At 32.0% G+C, this 18,044-nt stretch carries 14 protein-coding genes; all 14 read right to left on the reverse strand.

Going from position 1 to position 18,044, the window contains the following annotated elements; translation table 11 throughout:
* Positions 1–70: 70 nt before the first annotated feature.
* A complete protein-coding gene (locus JK636_RS16395; RefSeq protein ID WP_202750077.1) occupies positions 71–697 on the reverse strand; it encodes a trimeric intracellular cation channel family protein in 627 nt (208 codons plus the stop codon).
* Positions 698–1,012: 315 nt separating this feature from the next.
* A complete protein-coding gene (locus tag JK636_RS16400; protein ID WP_202750078.1) occupies positions 1,013–2,539 on the reverse strand; it encodes a HAMP domain-containing sensor histidine kinase in 1,527 nt (508 codons plus the stop codon).
* The gene (locus JK636_RS16405) at positions 2,529–3,224 is read right to left on the reverse strand and encodes a response regulator transcription factor (protein WP_202750079.1); all 696 of its coding nucleotides are present in this window, start codon (positions 3,222–3,224) and stop codon (positions 2,529–2,531) included. Before JK636_RS16405 ends, JK636_RS16400 begins: the two co-directional genes overlap by 11 nt.
* A gap of 101 nt (positions 3,225–3,325) precedes the next feature.
* Positions 3,326–4,504: a glycosyltransferase family 4 protein gene (locus tag JK636_RS16410; protein ID WP_202750080.1), complete on the reverse strand. Its 1,179-nt coding sequence runs from the start codon at positions 4,502–4,504 to the stop codon at positions 3,326–3,328.
* Between the two features lie 374 nt (positions 4,505–4,878).
* A complete protein-coding gene (locus tag JK636_RS16415; RefSeq protein WP_202750081.1) occupies positions 4,879–5,802 on the reverse strand; it encodes a transposase in 924 nt (307 codons plus the stop codon).
* 134 nt (positions 5,803–5,936) lie between these two features.
* Positions 5,937–7,937 carry a methyl-accepting chemotaxis protein gene (locus JK636_RS16420; RefSeq protein WP_202750082.1) on the reverse strand — a complete coding sequence of 667 codons (2,001 nt, stop codon included), beginning with the start codon at positions 7,935–7,937 and terminating at the stop codon, positions 5,937–5,939.
* 214 nt (positions 7,938–8,151) lie between these two features.
* Positions 8,152–9,342, reverse strand: a complete 1,191-nt coding sequence (locus JK636_RS16425) for an amidohydrolase (protein ID WP_202750083.1) — start codon at positions 9,340–9,342, stop codon at positions 8,152–8,154.
* A 395-nt stretch (positions 9,343–9,737) separates the two neighbouring features.
* Entirely contained in the window at positions 9,738–9,833 is a 96-nt protein-coding gene (locus JK636_RS23915; protein ID WP_274601621.1) for a methyl-accepting chemotaxis protein, read from the reverse strand.
* Positions 9,834–9,847: 14 nt separating this feature from the next.
* A complete protein-coding gene (locus JK636_RS16435; protein ID WP_202750084.1) occupies positions 9,848–10,192 on the reverse strand; it encodes a hypothetical protein in 345 nt (114 codons plus the stop codon).
* Between the two features lie 249 nt (positions 10,193–10,441).
* A complete protein-coding gene (gene argF / locus JK636_RS16440) occupies positions 10,442–11,440 on the reverse strand; it encodes an ornithine carbamoyltransferase (protein ID WP_202750085.1) in 999 nt (332 codons plus the stop codon).
* A gap of 74 nt (positions 11,441–11,514) precedes the next feature.
* On the reverse strand, positions 11,515–12,723 hold the full coding sequence (arcA, locus tag JK636_RS16445) for an arginine deiminase (RefSeq protein WP_202750086.1): 1,209 nt from the start codon (positions 12,721–12,723) through the stop codon (positions 11,515–11,517).
* Positions 12,724–12,736: 13 nt separating this feature from the next.
* On the reverse strand, positions 12,737–13,684 hold the full coding sequence (gene arcC / locus JK636_RS16450; protein ID WP_202750087.1) for a carbamate kinase: 948 nt from the start codon (positions 13,682–13,684) through the stop codon (positions 12,737–12,739).
* Positions 13,685–14,467: 783 nt separating this feature from the next.
* Positions 14,468–16,237 (reverse strand): ATP-binding cassette domain-containing protein, encoded by a 1,770-nt coding sequence (locus JK636_RS16455; protein WP_202750088.1) that lies wholly within the window; start codon positions 16,235–16,237, stop codon positions 14,468–14,470.
* Positions 16,238–18,037: an ATP-binding cassette domain-containing protein gene (locus JK636_RS16460; protein ID WP_202750089.1), complete on the reverse strand. Its 1,800-nt coding sequence runs from the start codon at positions 18,035–18,037 to the stop codon at positions 16,238–16,240.
* Positions 18,038–18,044: the final 7 nt, after the last annotated feature.

Consider the following 18,044-nt stretch of genomic DNA (forward strand, 5'->3'; position numbering starts at 1 on the left):
AATAGTATAATACATATAATATCTAATACGAGCGATCTTTTTCTATTCATTTGTTTTTCCTTTCAAAGTTCTACATTGCAGAACTATTTTCTTTATTTTGAGGTACAGGTAAATTTAAATTATATATCATTGATAAAATTCTTATAATAAACGTAACTATAAAAGAAATATATAAGGACATGGCCTCTGAAAGATAATTATAGGTAAAAAAGAAACATAAAGCACCTAGTATAGAAGCAACAGCGTAAATTTCCTTTCTAAACACAAAAGGAATATCCTTGACGAAAACATCTCTAAGTATTCCGCCTCCAACCCCTGTTATAAGGCCCATAGAAACAACTATAAAAGCATAGTTCATCTCATGAGTTACTGCTGTATTGGCTCCAACCGCTGTAAATACGCCAAGACCTAGGGCATCAGATATTACTATTATGTTTTTAAGCTTATGAAGCTTTTTATAAAAATAAAATGTAATAAGAGCTGTTGCTATACTGATTACACAGGAAGCTGGATTAATAAAAGCTGTTGGTGGAGTATTTCCTATTATTATATCTCTGAATATTCCCCCTCCTACAGCAGTTGTTATTGCTAAAAACATAACACCGAATAAATCAAGCTTTTTCTCGATACCTATTAATGCACCTGAAATAGCAAAAGCTATTGTTCCTATTATTTCAAAGGAGTTAATTAAAAACATTAGACTACCTCTTTTAATATTAATTTTTCACACTATTACATTATATATCAGCTTAGTTAAAAGTTTAAATCTATTTTTTATATAATTGCACTATTTATTATTTATAAATATAATTTGGATAAGTGGATGAGGGACGGTTAACAATTTCATGACAATCAGATAAATCAAATATAATTTGAAATCTATTTACTAATTTTTTTATAAAAAAGAAAAGTATTTCATAAGAAAAGCAGCAACACCATAGGACTATAAGTCCAAGCTTTCCCTATAAAATACTCTCTAAAACTATTATGTCATTATAAAAACAATTTATACTTACATTTTAAATCTTACTTCAAAGCTTATATAGCCATCTTTATATTTAGCCTCAATGCTTCCTCCTTGAAGCTCAACAATATTTTTAGCTATAGCAAGCCCTAAGCCGCTTCCTCCAGTGTCTGAAGATCTGGATTTATCCACTCTGTAAAACCTGTCAAATATTTTATCAAGTTCTTCCTCACTTATAGAATCACAATTATTTTGAATATTAATTACTGAAAAATCCTCTTCCTTGTTTAGTATCACTTTGATTTTACCTGGCTTTAGGCTGTATCTTATAGCATTCATAAGCAAATTTTCAAAAACTCTTACGGTTTTATTAGCATCTATATTAACTGTTATCTTTTCATTTATAAACTCTTTTGTTATCTCTGCATCATTTTCTTCACAAATAGGCACTAACTCATCTATAAGCTGCTCTAACAAATCATTTAATACTATATTTTGCCTATACATATTAATTTGGTTATTGCTTAGCTTAGTATATTCAAACAAATCATTAATTAAAACTTCAAGTTTTTCTGATTTATTATAAGCTATGTTTACATATTGCAATAAATCTTCCTCTTCTTTATATCTTTTATCCTTTATAAGTCCCAAATACCCTTTTATTGAAGTTAATGGAGTCCTTAAATCATGAGAAACATTAGTTATAAGTTCACTTTTAGCTTTTTCTACTCTTCTTTCATTTTCTATCTTATTTTTGAGTTCCTCTGCCATGGTATTTATATTGCCAGCTAAAGAAGCAAGTTCATCATCACCATATTTATGGATTCTGTAATCTAAGTTTCCTTTTGATATTTCCAGAAGGCCATTAGAAACAGATTCTAAATATTTCATTTTTTTATTAGTCATAAAATAGAAGGTTAAAAGAAAAGCTGCTAAAATGGCTATTACTCCTGGAAATTCATTACCCGAAGCATAATATTCTATTTGGCCTTCCGGGGTTCCGCTTACTATAACATAACCTCTTCCATCAGTAAAATTAATTGGATAAAAGCTTATGATTTCTCCGCTGCTGTATTGTTCGTCATAGCTATAAAAACCATTTATATATCTGTTATACTCCATGGAATTTTTTATAGTATTATATATATCTACCTGACTCTCATTTGAATTATTTGATTTATATAACACCTTTCCATCTAAATCACATATCACTATTTTAATATTTCTCTGCTGCTTTGTTACTTCAATAATCCTACTTATCTTATCCTTATCGTTTATGCTGTACTTACCATTAGTTATAGAGTCTGCAATAGACGTGCCTTGATGCAATATTTGTCTGCTTCCTGTAGTGTACTCTATTCTTGCATTCTTAACATTATTTTTAAAATAACTTCCTACTATTGCACCCGCTACAGTGGAAACCAGAAGGCTTATTCCAAATATTAATACTAACTCTGCTCTTATACTTTTTTTGACTTTATTCCAAATAATATTATAAAGCTTTCGTAGTGGACTAAGTAGCTTTCGCAATGGACTAAATAGTATTCGTATTAGCTTTGGTGTCCTAATTTTCAATTTTATAGCCTACCCCCCATACAGTTTTTATATATTGAGGCTTTCTTGAATCCGATTCAAGCTTTTCTCTTATCTTTCGTATATGAACCATTACTGTATTATCCGATTCAAAAAACTCTTCCTTCCATATGGTTTCATAAATCTTTTCTATGCTGAAAACCATACCCCTGTTTCTTGCTAGAAGGAATAATATATCAAACTCTCTAGGTGTCAGCTTTACTTCTCTATCACCAACTCTTACCTCATGGGAGTTAACATCTATAGTTAAATCTCCTATTTCAATAATGCTGTCACTTTTTTCTGTTTTTACATTAAGTTTTGTATATCTTCTAAGCTGGGACTTAACTCTTGCTAGAAGCTCTAATGGATTAAATGGTTTAGTCACATAGTCATCCGCTCCGGTAGTGAGACCCATTATTTTATCCATATCCTCACTTTTAGCTGAAAGCATAATAATAGGCATATTTTTATCCTGTCTTATTTTCATGCAGGCTTCCATGCCGTCCATATTAGGCATCATTATATCTAATAATATTAAATCTACATCTTCTTTTTCCAATACATTTAAAGCTTCTAATCCGTTGGAGGCTTTAATTACCTTATAGCCATCATTATCTAAGTATATACCAATTAGGTCTCTAATTTCTTTTTCATCATCTACAACTAAAATAGTCTCTTTATCCATGGCAACCAACCTCGTTTAAATTATTATTAAAGCAGCGATTAGGGACAGTTAACAATTTTAAGCATAATCTTTGCTTTATAAATAGTATAGCAAATGTTCCATTAAGCTCCAACTTGAACATTAATAAATTCTGAGTATTCAATAGTTTTATTATAGGTTTCAAGTATTTTAGCCGCAAAAGTACTGCTTGAATATTCATCAGCCTTAGCTTGAGCTGCCTCACTCATACTTAATCTTAAGCCATCATTTAATAATATTCTGCTGATATAATCACTGAATTGAGCTTCAGTCTTATAAGCGTAGCCATTTGTGCCTTGAAGAACAACACCTTCTATGCATTTATCATATTTGCATACTATAGGACACCCTGTACTTAAAGCTTCAAGATATGTTAAGCCTTGAGTTTCGCTTGTTGAAGCTGTAACAAATGTATGAGCAAGTTTATAATACTTATACACCTCTTCAGGTTTAACCATTCCGGCAAATATCACTTTACCTTCAAGCTCCATATCATCCACCTGCTGCTTTAGCTCGTCAATATAAGGGCCACCCCCAACAATAAGTAATTTTGTGTTTTCGGCCTTTTCTAAAACTGAAGGGAATAAACTTATTATTTCTGATATGTTTTTTTCTTCAGCTATTCTTCCGACATAAGCAATTATTTTATCTTCTCTATTTAAATTAAGCTTTCTATATAATTCTTCTTTTTCTTCTTCTGAAATTTCTCTTTGAAACTTTCTTAGATCTATTCCTGTTGGAACAATATGCATGTAGGTATTTACTCCATAGCCTTCAAGCACTTCTCTAGTCTTGTCTGTAGGCGCCACAACCCCGTCCAGACTGTTTAGAAGAAGCTTTGTAAACATAGCTGCAGCGCCCTTTTTTATCACCTTTCCATTAAGTATATATTTTAGATAATCCTCATACAGCGTGTGGTAGGTATGTATATGAGGTATATTAAGCTTCCTAGCTATATGTTTAGCTGCGATCATTGTGGAAAACTCGGTCTGTGAATGAACTATATCAGGCTTCCAGTCCAAAATTTCCTTTATGAGCTTATTGTAAAACGGAACCTTTATTCTTGCATCAGGATATATTCTTGTCTTTACTGATTTTAAATAATATATGTCTCCCTCTGACCATTCCTCTGATCTATGAGATAAAGTAAGTATTTTAACTTCATGTCCCTTTGTCTTTAGCTCTTTATATAAATTATTAGTGGACGTCACTACTCCATTTATCATTGGAAAATAAGTATCTGTTGTTATCAATATCTTCATCATTGTTCCCCCCCAAATATTTCTTTAAGAACAATATTAATTATAAAATCCATATCTTAATTATTTATCTCATTATTTCTTAATTATTTCTTAAGTTTTGGAATTAGGGACGGTTAACAATTTAATGAAGTTGCTGTAGTTAGGATCTAAGATGGAAAATCAATAGAAAGCAGGGTGAGCATTGGGCAATTAATGAGAGGTGCATGGTTAATAAAACTAAGGTTTGTATCAAATTTATTAATTATGATTTTTAAAGATATGTTTTAAATGTATTTATTTTAATATTTTGCGTAATATAATGCTTGTACATATTTTTATTACGTAATTTCATTCTCTTAATCTATTATTTTTAGATAAGATATATGTGCTCTAGTCTAATAATTACACACAATAAAATCATTAATAATATTTCTATAAGCCTCATTATTTTTTATTAGCGATACTCCTACGCTGCATAATTTTGATACCCTCGAACTTGTTATATTTCCTAATACCCCGCATATCTCCTTACAGCCTATGCCGCATAGATTTCTCAATAAAACAATTAGAAGAGCTTTGGCTTCAATCATATCTTTTCTATATTTTATATGCATGAGGTTCTTTTCTAGTTTAAGTTTATCTTGTATAAATCTTACTACATCTTCGACATTATTATTTCTCACTAATATTTTTCTTTCACTTCTATATTCTGTTCTTTCATCTTGAAATTCTATCTCTTCTTCTATGATATGTTGGATATCCATAGTTCTAGTCTCCTTAACAAGTTCCATATACCATTTTCTTAATCGTTTTTTATTTCCATTGAATAGACTTAGTATAAATCTATCATCCACAACATTAAATTCATCCTTTTTAATTCCTAGATATATGTACAAACTTGAATAACTATATTTCTCTGGATTATTTTTGTATCCCGGTATATCTAAGGGATTATTATGAATATACGCAGACAGGCTTATAAGATATCTATTATTCTCTACTATCTTGCTTTTAAATCTATCCTGAAACAAATGCCCATGCCTTTTATGCAAATTATTGAAATAATTTGCATATTTAAAGTTTATACAATGCATTATTTTTGATATATCAGCACCATTTGAATCGATAATCAAATGAACATGATTATCCATGAGGCAGTATGCATATACTTTAAAATTATATACTATCTGATATTCTTTTAATATTTTCATATATTGATTTTTGTCTTCTTCTGATTTAAACAAATCAACTTCACTTATACTTCTTGCCATAACATGATATATCGCATCTTCAGATTTTTTTCTTGCTGCCCTAGGCATAAATACACCCCACTTATGATTAAATTTATTTGAAATTCTAACCACAAGTGGAGTATGCTAAACATCTTAATTTTGTTAACCGTCCCCAATTCCCAATTCCAACTTTTAAGGGCTGCCGAGAGGCAGCCCTTAAATTAGTCAATTTTAAACTTTCTCACCATTTCATCAAGTTTTTGCGATAAAATTCTTAATTCCTCAGCAGAAGCTAATACCTCCTGGAGTCCTGCAGATTGTTCCTCTGAAGAAGCGCTTACCTCTTCTGTGGTAGCTGCAGTTTCTTGAGATACCGTAGCTATACTTGTAATTTTATCAATAACCTCATCTTTTCTTATACTTACACTCTGAAGAGTATCACTTACTGAATTTATACTTTGTTCAAGAAGCTTTATAGCATCTTCAATACTTATAAAGCTTAAATTAGTATTTTCAACACCTTTTTCTGAGTTAACGGCTAATTTTGATACCAACTCTATTTTGATAAATACTAAAGCTATACTTTCTCTAATATCACTTATAACCTTATTTATTTCTTCCGCAGAACTTGAAGACTGTTCTGCAAGCTTTCTGACCTCCTCTGCTACAACTGCAAAGCCTCTTCCTGCTTCTCCAGCCCTAGCTGCTTCTATGCTAGCATTAAGTGCTAAAAGGCTTGTCTGCTCTGTAATAGACTTAATAGTATCAGTTATAGCACTAATTTTATTTGAATTCTGAGCTAAAATATTTATTCCCTGTTCAAGCTCCAAATTTGCATTAGTAGTTTCTTTAAATGCGTCTTTCAGTCTAGTTATGGCTAAAGTTCCATCTTGGGTAGATTTCTTTACATTATCAGAAGCTGTAAGCATGCTTATGCTGCTCTCAATTGCTGTATTCACATCTTCTCCTAGCTTGTTTACTATAACTGAACTATCATCTAAGCTTTCAGCCTGATCCTGAGCTCCTTCTGATATTTGCTGTACTGCTTTAGAAACTTCTTCTCCAACTTCACTAGATTGCTCCATTATTGAGACTAGACCCTCTGAAGATTCTTTGACTCCAACTGAGGTATCTATGATACCTTTTAACAGAGCAACTATATTTGATATCATTTTATTTATAGAAATAGTAATCATTTCAACTTCATAACTTGATTTTTTATTCTCTGCTATTACTGTAAAATCCCCTTCACTAGCTTTATCTAAAACTCCTAGAAGCTTATTAATTGGGTTAGCTATTGAACTCGAAAACCAAACACCCACAATAGCAGCTAAAATACACAGGATTAACGAAATGATTATCGAAGCAATTGTACTTTTGCTAATAGCACTGGTTACTTCTGATTCAGGTATAAGTCCAACTATTTTCCAAGATGTTTCAGGTTCTGTTAAAGAATAAGTTACATAACTTTTTCCTGAAATTATATGTTTTCCTTTGCTTTCTTTTGAATTAAGAATTTCATCTATCCATTTTTCATCTTTTGAAGTCTTTCCTAAAAGTGCAGAATCTTGATGCGCAATTATTGTTCCTGCGTTATCTATAACTGCAGCATATCCTGAATCTCCAAGCTTAACCTGAGATACAAGTTTAGAAATTGTTGAAAGCTTAACATCAATTCCTACAACTCCAATAACCTGATTAGTTTTAGCATCCTTAACAGCCTTCGCAAATGTAATCTCATAAACTCCTTTTTGAATTGCATCCTCGTAAGGCTGGGTAATAGCAACTTGTCCATCTTTCTCTAAAGCAAGCTTATACCAATTAGTTTTTGTTGGATCATAACTGCTTGGAAGTTCCTGCTTAGGTACTAAAATCATTTTTCCGTTATTTATGCCATAGTATACGTTTAACACATCTTTATGTGTGGATAGAAATGATTCAAAAGATTTTAAAAGCCACACTTCCGAGTCCTTGTTATCTAGTATTCCCATTACATTTGGATCCTGTGAAAGCATATTAACAGATTCAATATTACTTTTGCTATTTGCCTTAATCGTTTCGGAAATCCAATTTACATTGTCAGAAAGATTACTTTCATATTGATTATTAAGCATGCTTCTAGTATTTAGGGAATTATATGCTGTTATAATAAAAACCGGCACAACTATAGCTACTATAAGCATAATAACTATCTGTGTTTTAAGTTTTGTACTTTTTTTCATGAACTCACCCCATAATTATTAGTATTGATTATATAACTTTCGTATATTAGTTTACTATAAATTTCGATATATTAATATATTTCTTTATAATATTCGACTAATTTCACACAATTTCACATAATTATAGGTAGACAACTTCAACTATAAACTTACATATTGTCTATCTATAAAAGCTCTTAAGATTAATTTTAGTCTTAAGAGCTTTAAACAACATTTATGCTCCCTTTATACTTATTCTATCTTTAAACCTATCGTGTACATACACAATATCTCCATTTATAATTGTACTTACAACCTTTGACATCATATCCAATGGATATCCGCTGTATATTACTAAATCAGCATCTAACCCTTCCTCAATTTTACCCAATCTATCCTCACAACCTAAAATTTCTGCTCCATTTGATGTTATGCATTTTAGTGCCTCCACAGCATTTAAACCTTCTGAAACAGTTAGTATAGCTACCGGTCTTAATTGGTCTATAGTATTGTATGGATGATCTGTAGTAATTCCTATTTTAATTCCAGCCTCAACTAATTTTGCTGCAAGGCTATAGTCTCTTCCTTTAAGCTCAATCTTAATTCTCGGTGTCCAAACTGGTCCAAGTGCTATTGGAACCTTTTTTTCTGCAAGATACTCCTTTATAGCTTCAGCTTCTGTTCCATGCTCTATAACAAGCTTTTTAATATTAAATTCCTCTGCTACCCTTATGGCAGTAACCATATCATCTGCCCTATGAGCATGTGCACGAAGGTACATATCCCCCTTAAGTACAGGTATTACAGCTTCAAGCTTCATATCTCTTTCTTTAAGCTTTCCATTTTCTTTATTATACATATAGTCCTGAGCTCTCATAAAGGTTTCTCTAATTAAAGCTGCAACCCCCATCCTTGTAACAGGACATTTATCACTTGTTCCATATGTACTAATAGGATCCTCGCCAAAAGCTACTTTAAGACCTAAAGGATTCTTTACAAGCATTTTATCTATTATATGTCCATAAACCTTCATAACAAAATTCTGTCCGGCTACAGGGTTATTACTTCCCGGCGTACACATAATGGTAGTCACACCTGATTTTATAGCATCTAAAAAAGCTACATCTGATGGATTTACGGCATCAAGCGCTCTTACATGAGGTGTTACCGGATCAGAGGTTTCATTATTATCAAGTCCAAGCTTTCCTACAGCTTCTTCTATAATTCCCATATGAGTATGTATATCAACCATGCCAGGTAAAACATAATTTTCGTTAACATCTACTATCTTAAGATTTTCAGCTTCGAAATCTATGTTATCTGATATCTGCTTTATCTTATCATTCTCTATTAATATATCCTTTTTATTTTCCTTACCGCTGCTCATATCAATAAGCAAACAGTTTTTTAATAGCACATGCTGCATTAAACTATCTCTCCCTTTTAATAATTATCGTTTAATTATTGTTCCAAAATACAGCAAGTACAATACATTATTATTAAAATAAAAAAGCTGAGAAACTACTATGATCTTAGCAGTATCCCCGCTTTTTATTACACTTTATCTAAATTCAAAATGTATCAATTATTAAGTAGTTAGTGTATCAGCAATTTCAATTATCATTTTTGTATGTTCACTTAAACTTTCCATAGAAGCATTTATCTCTTCTGTAGCCGCAGCCTGATCCTCTGAAAGAGAATTTAAACTAGCTGCACTTTTTGCAATCTTATTTACTAAGTCAGTAATCTCCTGCAGCTTTCTAGTTATCTCTCCTACATGCCAGCTTGTATCTTGAGCTAATTTTCTTACCTCCCCTGCAACTAAGCAAACCCTTTACCCATTTCTCCTGCCATTGCTGCCTCAATAGCAGCATTTAAAGAAAGTAATCGTGTTTGATTTGCTATCTGCTGAATCATATTTGTTACAAAACCTATATTTTCAAGCTCACTTTGAGCTTGAGTTGAGTTAACTGATAGTTCCTTATATTTCCATCCTTAATTAATGGTATTGAAATTCCTACATAGCCACCTCCTAAGGGTGAGCTTTCCTTTGATATACTTTTAAAAATCCTCTTTCTGCTATTGATAGCCTCGTAGGTTACAGTACCAGGCTTAACTCCCAACTTCATTTCCTTTGATTCATATACGGCTATAATTTCCTTAGTATTTGTCACAACAACAGTACTAGCCTCATCAAATAAATCAAATATATTCTTTCCAGTTTCTATAATATTATTGTAATGATTTTCATGTTTATCATTAGTATTAAAAGTCATAAAATAGTCCCCCTAAGCAACGTATAATGATATAAATTTAGTACAATAATATCGTTTTTTTGACAAAATTCAATCTTTTTCATAATTGTTTCCCGAGTAAATTTGTGGGTTTATATCAAAATAAAAAGAGTTGTTGCAAAATGCCTAAACCCAACATGTTATTTAAATTCTGAGAAACTTTCGCTTCCCAGAATTCAAATAACATGCGGCAGGTTTAAGCTGTTTTACAACAACTCTTTTAAATATTTATTAAGCTCCTAATGTAGCAACCATAACAGCTTTTATAGTATGCATTCTGTTTTCTGCTTCATCAAACACTACAGAATGTTTGCTTTCGAACACTTCATCTGTTACTTCCATTTCCTTAAGTCCGAACTTGTTGTATATATCATTCCCGACTGTTGTTTTTAAATCATGGAAAGCTGGAAGGCAATGTTCAAATAGAACATTTGGATTCCCGGTCATCTTAAGCATTTCCATATTAACTTGGAATGGCTTTAAAAGATTAATTCTTTCTTCCCAAACTGAATCTGGCTCTCCCATGGATACCCAAACGTCAGTATAGATTACATCTGCGCCTTTAACTCCTTCTGCAATGTTATCTGTGCAGGTTATCTTTGCTCCTGTTTCTTCTGCAACAGCTAAGCATTTGTCAAGAAGGTCTTTTGCTGGGAAAAGACTTTTTGGGGATACCATTCTAAAGTCCATACCCATTTTAGCGGCACCAATCATAAGTGCATTAGCAACGTTGTTTCTTCCATCTCCTGAATATACAAATACCATTTTGTTGTATGGCTTATCAAGATGTTCTTTAGCTGTTAAAAAGTCAGCTAAAACTTGTGTTGGATGGTCAGCATCAGTTAATCCGTTCCAAACTGGAACTCCTGAATATTTTGCTAAATCCTCAACAGTTTTTTGAGAATATCCTCTATATTCAATACCATCAAACATTCTTCCAAGAACTCTAGCTGTATCAGGTATGGACTCTTTCTTACCCATTTGGCTTCCTGATGGTCCAAGATAAGTTACATGAGCTCCTTGATCATAAGCTGCAACTTCAAAAGCACATCTTGTTCTAGTAGAATCTTTTTCAAATAAAAGAGCAATATTTTTTCCTTTTAATTTTTGCTGCTCAGTTCCAGCATACTTTGCTCTCTTTAATTCTGTTGATAAATCAAGCATAAATTGTATTTCCTTTGGTGAAAAGTCTAAAAGTGTTAAAAAGCTTTTGTTTCTTAAATTATACACGGTGAATTCCTCCCATTAGTTAAAATTTTATTTTTATTTGACTTTTAATTGATATTAAGATTGTACATTTTACCTTAATAAATAAGTTTTTCTCTCCAAATCGGCTGACTCATGCATCTTGGACCGCCTCTTCCCCTGCTTAGCTCGCCAGAAGGAATCGATATAACATTTACATTATGCTTATCTAATATTTCATTTGTTATATAATTTCTTTCATAGGTTATTACCTTTCCTGGTGCTATAGCCAAGGTGTTTGAACCATCATTCCACTGTTCTCTTCTTCCAATAACCCTATCTCCACCTCCGCAGCGGATAAGAGTTATTTCTCTTTTTAGATACTTTGAAAGTATTCTTTCTAAGCTGTCTTCCTGCTCTTCTATGATTAAATCTTTGTTCTTGTAATCATAGCTTAATGCACTTACCTTTAAGTTGCCTTCTATACCTTCATGAACAGTAAATTTATCATAATCTATCATTGTAAATACAGTATCAAGATGCATAAAGGCTCTTGATTTTGGAATATCAAACATTAGGACTGTTTTGAAGCTTTCACCTGCTTCAAAAATAGTTTTAGCAGCCTTTTTTATAGCTTCTACACTTGTCCTTTCACTGTGCCCGATTGCTATAACTTCATGAGAAAATACAAGTTCATCTCCACCTTCGATGCTGAACTCTTCGTCTCTGTTATACCAAAGTGGAATATTTGAATCTTTAAACTCAGGGTGATATTTAAAAATGTACTTCCCAAAGATAGTTTCTCTATGTCTTATATGATTTCTCATAGAATTTAGAGTTATGCCTTTTCCTATAGATGCAAAAGGATCTCTGGTAAAATACAAGTTAGGCATTGGCTCCATTATAAATGGGTAATCATCATTTTCTTCACTTAGTCCAATTTCTTTTTTCCTTATACCAGCAATTATCTTATCAACCATCTCTTTTTCTGGAAGGGAAAACAAATAATCTTTTAAGCTTTTAGCAATGTCCTTGCTGTCAACTTCGCTTTCTATAATAACCTCATCTAAAAATGCATCTCTAATTTGTTTATCTTTAATTGCTTGAGCTGCCAAATTTTCCAGATATAAAACCTCAACTCCATTATCTGAAAGTACCTTTGCAAAATTATCATGCTCTGTTCTAGCTACCTTTAAAAACGGTATATCATCAAACAGAAGTCTTGATAAGTGCTCTGGAATTAAATTCTCAATCTCTGCACCAGGTCTGTGAAGAAGTACTGTTTTAAGGTTACCAATTTCGGAATATACCTTAATTTCTCTTTTCATTTTAGTCTCCTCATTATTTAGCTACTACTCTTGTGCCTGAAGTACCTCTTAGGGCTTCTTTAGCTTTAGAAAGTGATGCTATAATAGAAATTTTATTACTTTCAAACTGTACAAATTTCTTGCAGGCTTCAACCTTAGGCAGCATACTTCCAGGAGCAAATTGTTTTTCTTCTATATATTTATCTACTTCTTCCAGGTTCATAACATCTAAATTTTTTTGATCAGGCTTATTAAAGTTAACCGCAACCTTATCAACTGCAGTTAATATAACTAGAGCATCAGCATCAAGTATCTCAGCTAATTTTTCAGCTGCAAAATCTTTATCTATAACAGCAGGAACTCCCTTAACCACTGAGTCTTCAATAATTACTGGGATACCGCCGCCTCCGCAGGATATTACTACAGTACCGTTATCCACAAGTTCCTTTATTGTAGCTTTTTCTATAACATCAACAGGCTTAGGTGAAGCAACAACTCTTCTATAGCCTCTTCCTGCATCTTCCTTCATAACATAGCCCTTTTCTTCTGAAAGAGACTCAGCCTCTTCTTTAGTATAGAAAGAACCTATAGGCTTAGTGGGATTTTGGAAGCCCTTATCATTTTTATCAACTACTACTTGGGTTACTATTGTGCCTACATTTTTATTAATATTTCTCTTTTTGAGCTCTCCTGAAATAGCATTTTGAAGGTGATATCCTATATAACCTTGTGAAAATGCCCCGCAAACATCAAACGGAAACAAAACATTAGTATTATTTGCTTTATGTCCTGCCTCTACGGAACTAAGAATTTGGCCGACTTGAGGTCCATTTCCATGAACTATGGATACTGTATGTCCCTCTTCAATGAGGTCAACTATAGATTTAGCGGTTTCTTTACAGGTTTTTAATTGTGACTCTGCGCTTGCATCCTTAGGGTCAGCCTGGAGTGCATTCCCGCCCAATGCCAAAACAATTCTCATCAAAATCCCTCCTTAATATAAAAGCAAATTTCCTATTAATATCTGCTCTATAGATTCAATTTTCGCACAAATTCATTCTCATAGTACATTAGGTATTAATCATTGTCAATAGTTGAATTTCTAGGCAAAATGAATAAGTATTACCTGGCAATATAATGAACTTATTAACCTATTTCTTTGCAAATACTCATTTTATCTTCTCCATTATGAAACAAATTCATTCAAAGCTGCTAAAATATGAATAAATATATGTAAAATATGAATAAAATTCAAAAAAATTTTTACTTAAATTGCTTGTTCTTATTCTCAAAATATTTGACATAATAAAAGTAGGGTAATATAATAACATTATTACAATATACCCCTATAGGGTAGCTGAATTTGTGACTTTTATTTGAAAGGAGTTTTTTTATGGATATTACTATAGACAGCAGTACAAAAGAAGCATTGCTTGAAAACTTAGAAAAGAGAAACAAAGATGCAGTTAGACTTGCTATCAAAGGCTTTGGCTGAGGAGGCCCAACCTTTGGAGTTGTTCTGGATGAACAAAACGAAAATGACGATGCATTAGAAGTTGATGGAATTAAGTTTGTAGCAGAAAAAGATATAAGCTTCGTTTTTCAGGGCGTTAAGGTTATTCACAGAAAAGGCGTGTTTGGTGACTTTTTTGATGTATATAACCCAAATGGCGGAGGCGAATGTTAGGCCGAAGCATAATATACAATATAGAATCAAGATAAAGGGAGCTGTCACAAAACAGCTCCCTTTAATTCTTCATTCCACTCACGCTGCATACCATTCTTGTTGATTTCTATACATCTCAGCATATCGTCCATTTAATGTTATTAGCTCGCTATGAATTCCTTCTTCAACAATTACTCCATTTTCAAAAACAACAATCCTGTCTGCCTTTTTTGCAAAACCCAAACGATGAGATATAAAAAGTACTGTTCTATCGCCTGCAAGCTCATATATCAAATTATATGTCTCGATCTCTGAAATAGGATCAAGATATGCTGTAGGCTCATCCAAAATCCATATTGAAGCCTTATCATTTGCCAAAAGCCTAGCTATAGCAAGTCTCTGCCACTGACCTTTGGATAAATCTATACCATCATCAAGCTGTCCAAGCTTTGTATATATTCCATAAGGAAGTGATAGTACGTATTCATTAAGCCCAACTTTTTGAAGAAGCTCAATTATTTCTCCATCGCTAAAATTATAGTCGCTATTTCCTGCCTCTATATTTTCTCTTATTGTCATCTGATATTGAGAAAAATCCTGCAAAATACAAGAAACACTGTTTCTGAGATGAGAAATCTCATTATTATTACTGTTCTTTCCAAGCTGAATATTTCCTTCGAAATTATCAGTAAGAGCCATTAATAAATTAGTAAATGTAGTTTTGCCGCTTCCATTATGACCGACAATTGCTATTTTCTCACCTTGCCTTATTTTAAAATTAAATGCATCTAATGCTTTAGTTTTAGATTGTGGATAAGAATATGAAATATCCTCAAAATTAATGCAACCTTTTACTGTCCTCACGCAGGATATTTTTTGTTCTTCTTTAAGCTGAAGTATATCAAAAAAACTTCTTACAAATTTAGCTTCTACTTTATCCCTATTTATATACTGTTGTATACCTCCGAAAGTATTAACGATATTATTGAACATAGTTTGGCATAGCATTAGAAAACCTATTTCATGTTTACCAATAACAATTTCATAGGAAACATATATCATCATAAGCATATATGGTGTATTTAAAATAATTCTCGCGGTTTGAAGAGTAATTTCATATCTTTTAAATATTTTAAGCCTAAGCTTGTATTCTTCATCAAAGTAATGCTCCCATCTATTGCTTACAAAAGAAAATAATCTATTGAATTTATATTCCTGATGTCCTATCTTATCTCCACTTATTCCAAAGAAATACTTTTGCTTTAAACTATGAGGCTGTATCTTGTCCCATATATCTTTCACCTCATCAAACACTCTATCTGATATTTCAATTGATATTAAAACTAATATAAAATAAACTGCTACCGCCAAAATATTTATTTGAGAAAGAAAGAATCCATAAACAAATATAGATATAAAAGTAGTTATATAAAACATGCTGCTTTCCATTAAGGTAAGCATTGAGGCTAAAGCTTTTGTTTTTACTTCGTGAATTTTTAAATAGGTTTCATGCTGTTCGTAGTAATCCCATAGAACTTTACTTAGCTTTGAATTTAAATCGTTCTCGAAATTAAAGGATATTTTAAGATTAATGCTGCTTAAAAGAAGCTTTCTCAATACTGAAATAATATATAATAAAATTAAAGCTATGCTATATAAAACTATTATATTTACTTCTTTATTAATTCCATAAGAAGTTCTTGTGAAAAGTCTATAAACCGCATTACATGTAAATTCAGAAGCTTTAATGATAACAACTGTTTGTACAACTGATAATATATTTAGAAAAATATAGACAGCATATCTTTCAGGACAGCACTTAAATATATATTTATTTGTTTCTAAAAGATTGTCTAACATGTATCTCATCTAACTCACCTCTTCTTCATATAATTGCTTTTGAGAAGTAAAAAGTTCATAGTATCTGCCCTTAAGCTTAATTAGTTCTTCATGAGAACCTTCTTCAACTAATCGTCCACTTTCCATTATGCATATTCTGCTACATAGCCTTGCAAAACCTATACGATGAGATATTAGAATGGCGGTCTTACCTTTAATAATTTCTTTAAATTGATTCAGCATACGCATTTCTTCTATAGGATCTATTGAAGCAGTAGGTTCATCCAGTATTAAAATTTCAGGCTCTCCCATATATGCTCTGGATAAGATAATTCGCTGCCACTGCCCGCCGCTTAAGTCCTGTCCTTCTTTGTCATATTCTTTACCTAAAATAGTACCCTCTTTATTTGGAAGTTTTTCAATTAGTGCGTTTAGATTTCCTTTTTTTATTGCTTTGCTTACTTCATCGTCATTCTCAATGCCTTCAACCATACCCACAGCTATATTTTCTTTTAAGCTTATGCTGTATTTTGAAAAATCCTGAAAAGCTATGCCAAAATATTTATATATTTCCTCATTATCTAGTTTCGAAAATTCTTTTCCATTAAGGCTTATATCCCCTGTATAATCCTCCAATAGCCCACAAATTACCTTTGACAAAGTGCTTTTTCCGCTGCCATTATAGCCTAGTATGCTCACAACTTCACCTTTTCTTAAAGAGAAGTTTATATTTTTCAGACTAGCTTCTGTACTATGAGGATATTTATAGCTTACGTTTGTAAGCCTAAGCTCCTTAAAATCACCGTAGCAAAGATTATTTTCCTTATATTCGCCACTTATTAGCTTATCTGTACTAAGGTTATTTACAAAATCATAATACTTGTCTGCGTATTGATATTTTTCATTAATTTCACTGCTTAATATATCAGCAATATTTCCTATGCCGCGGCTTAAGGAAGCGACAAGGGTTATTAAGAACACACAGTCTCCCGCATTAATACTTCCATTGAACACCATGTACACAAAATATATTGTAATGCCCTTTTCCATTATTATCTGCAAAAGTCCTACTATACTGCTTAGAAGTTCAGCTTTTATTTCAAAACAAAATTTAGCCTTAGAATATGTTCTATAGCTTTCCTCCCATTTTCTTAAGAAGAGCTCCCTAAGTTTAAATATTCTAAGCTCACGAGTATGTTTTCTTTCAGATAGCAATTCTTTAAAATAGGCTGCTTTTCTTTCATCTTTTACATAGCTTTTATTTAGTTCAATTTTCTTTCTTACTAAGTATTTGTTCAAAAATGTAATACCAAGAGCAAGGATTATAATCCCTATTAAAATATATAGATCAAACACGGCTATGGCAATAGAGGATAGAATTGCACTAAATATAGACATTATAAGATTATTAAATATGGATACAGTTATATCCGAAGCAGCCCCTATATTGTTTTTTACAAATTCATAGTCATTATAAAAATTGTTATCATAAAACTTATCCTGCCTAGTTTTATAACTTTTGTATAGAAACTTTGTTCCGAAAAACTTCCTTGACTTTCTAGTATATATTGATACAAGCATATCCTGAAAATTAAAATAATTGCCCCCAAGTGTTATCCCCAAGAAAAATAAAATCGATGGAAACACTACATAGAAGCTGAATTTGTGAGTACTTTGTGCAGTTATTATTGAGTTTACAAGCAATCTGCTTGAATAATTAGCCGCAAACCAGGATAAAGCCATTAACAATACAAAACCTACATTTACAATAAAATATATTGGGGCTGAAACTATTGTAACCTTACAAAACTGAAATATCTTTTTTATCATAAATTTA

Origin of the sequence: Clostridium rhizosphaerae (assembly GCF_016765585.1) — a bacterium.
Lineage (GTDB): Bacteria > Bacillota > Clostridia > Clostridiales > Clostridiaceae > Clostridium_AT > Clostridium_AT rhizosphaerae.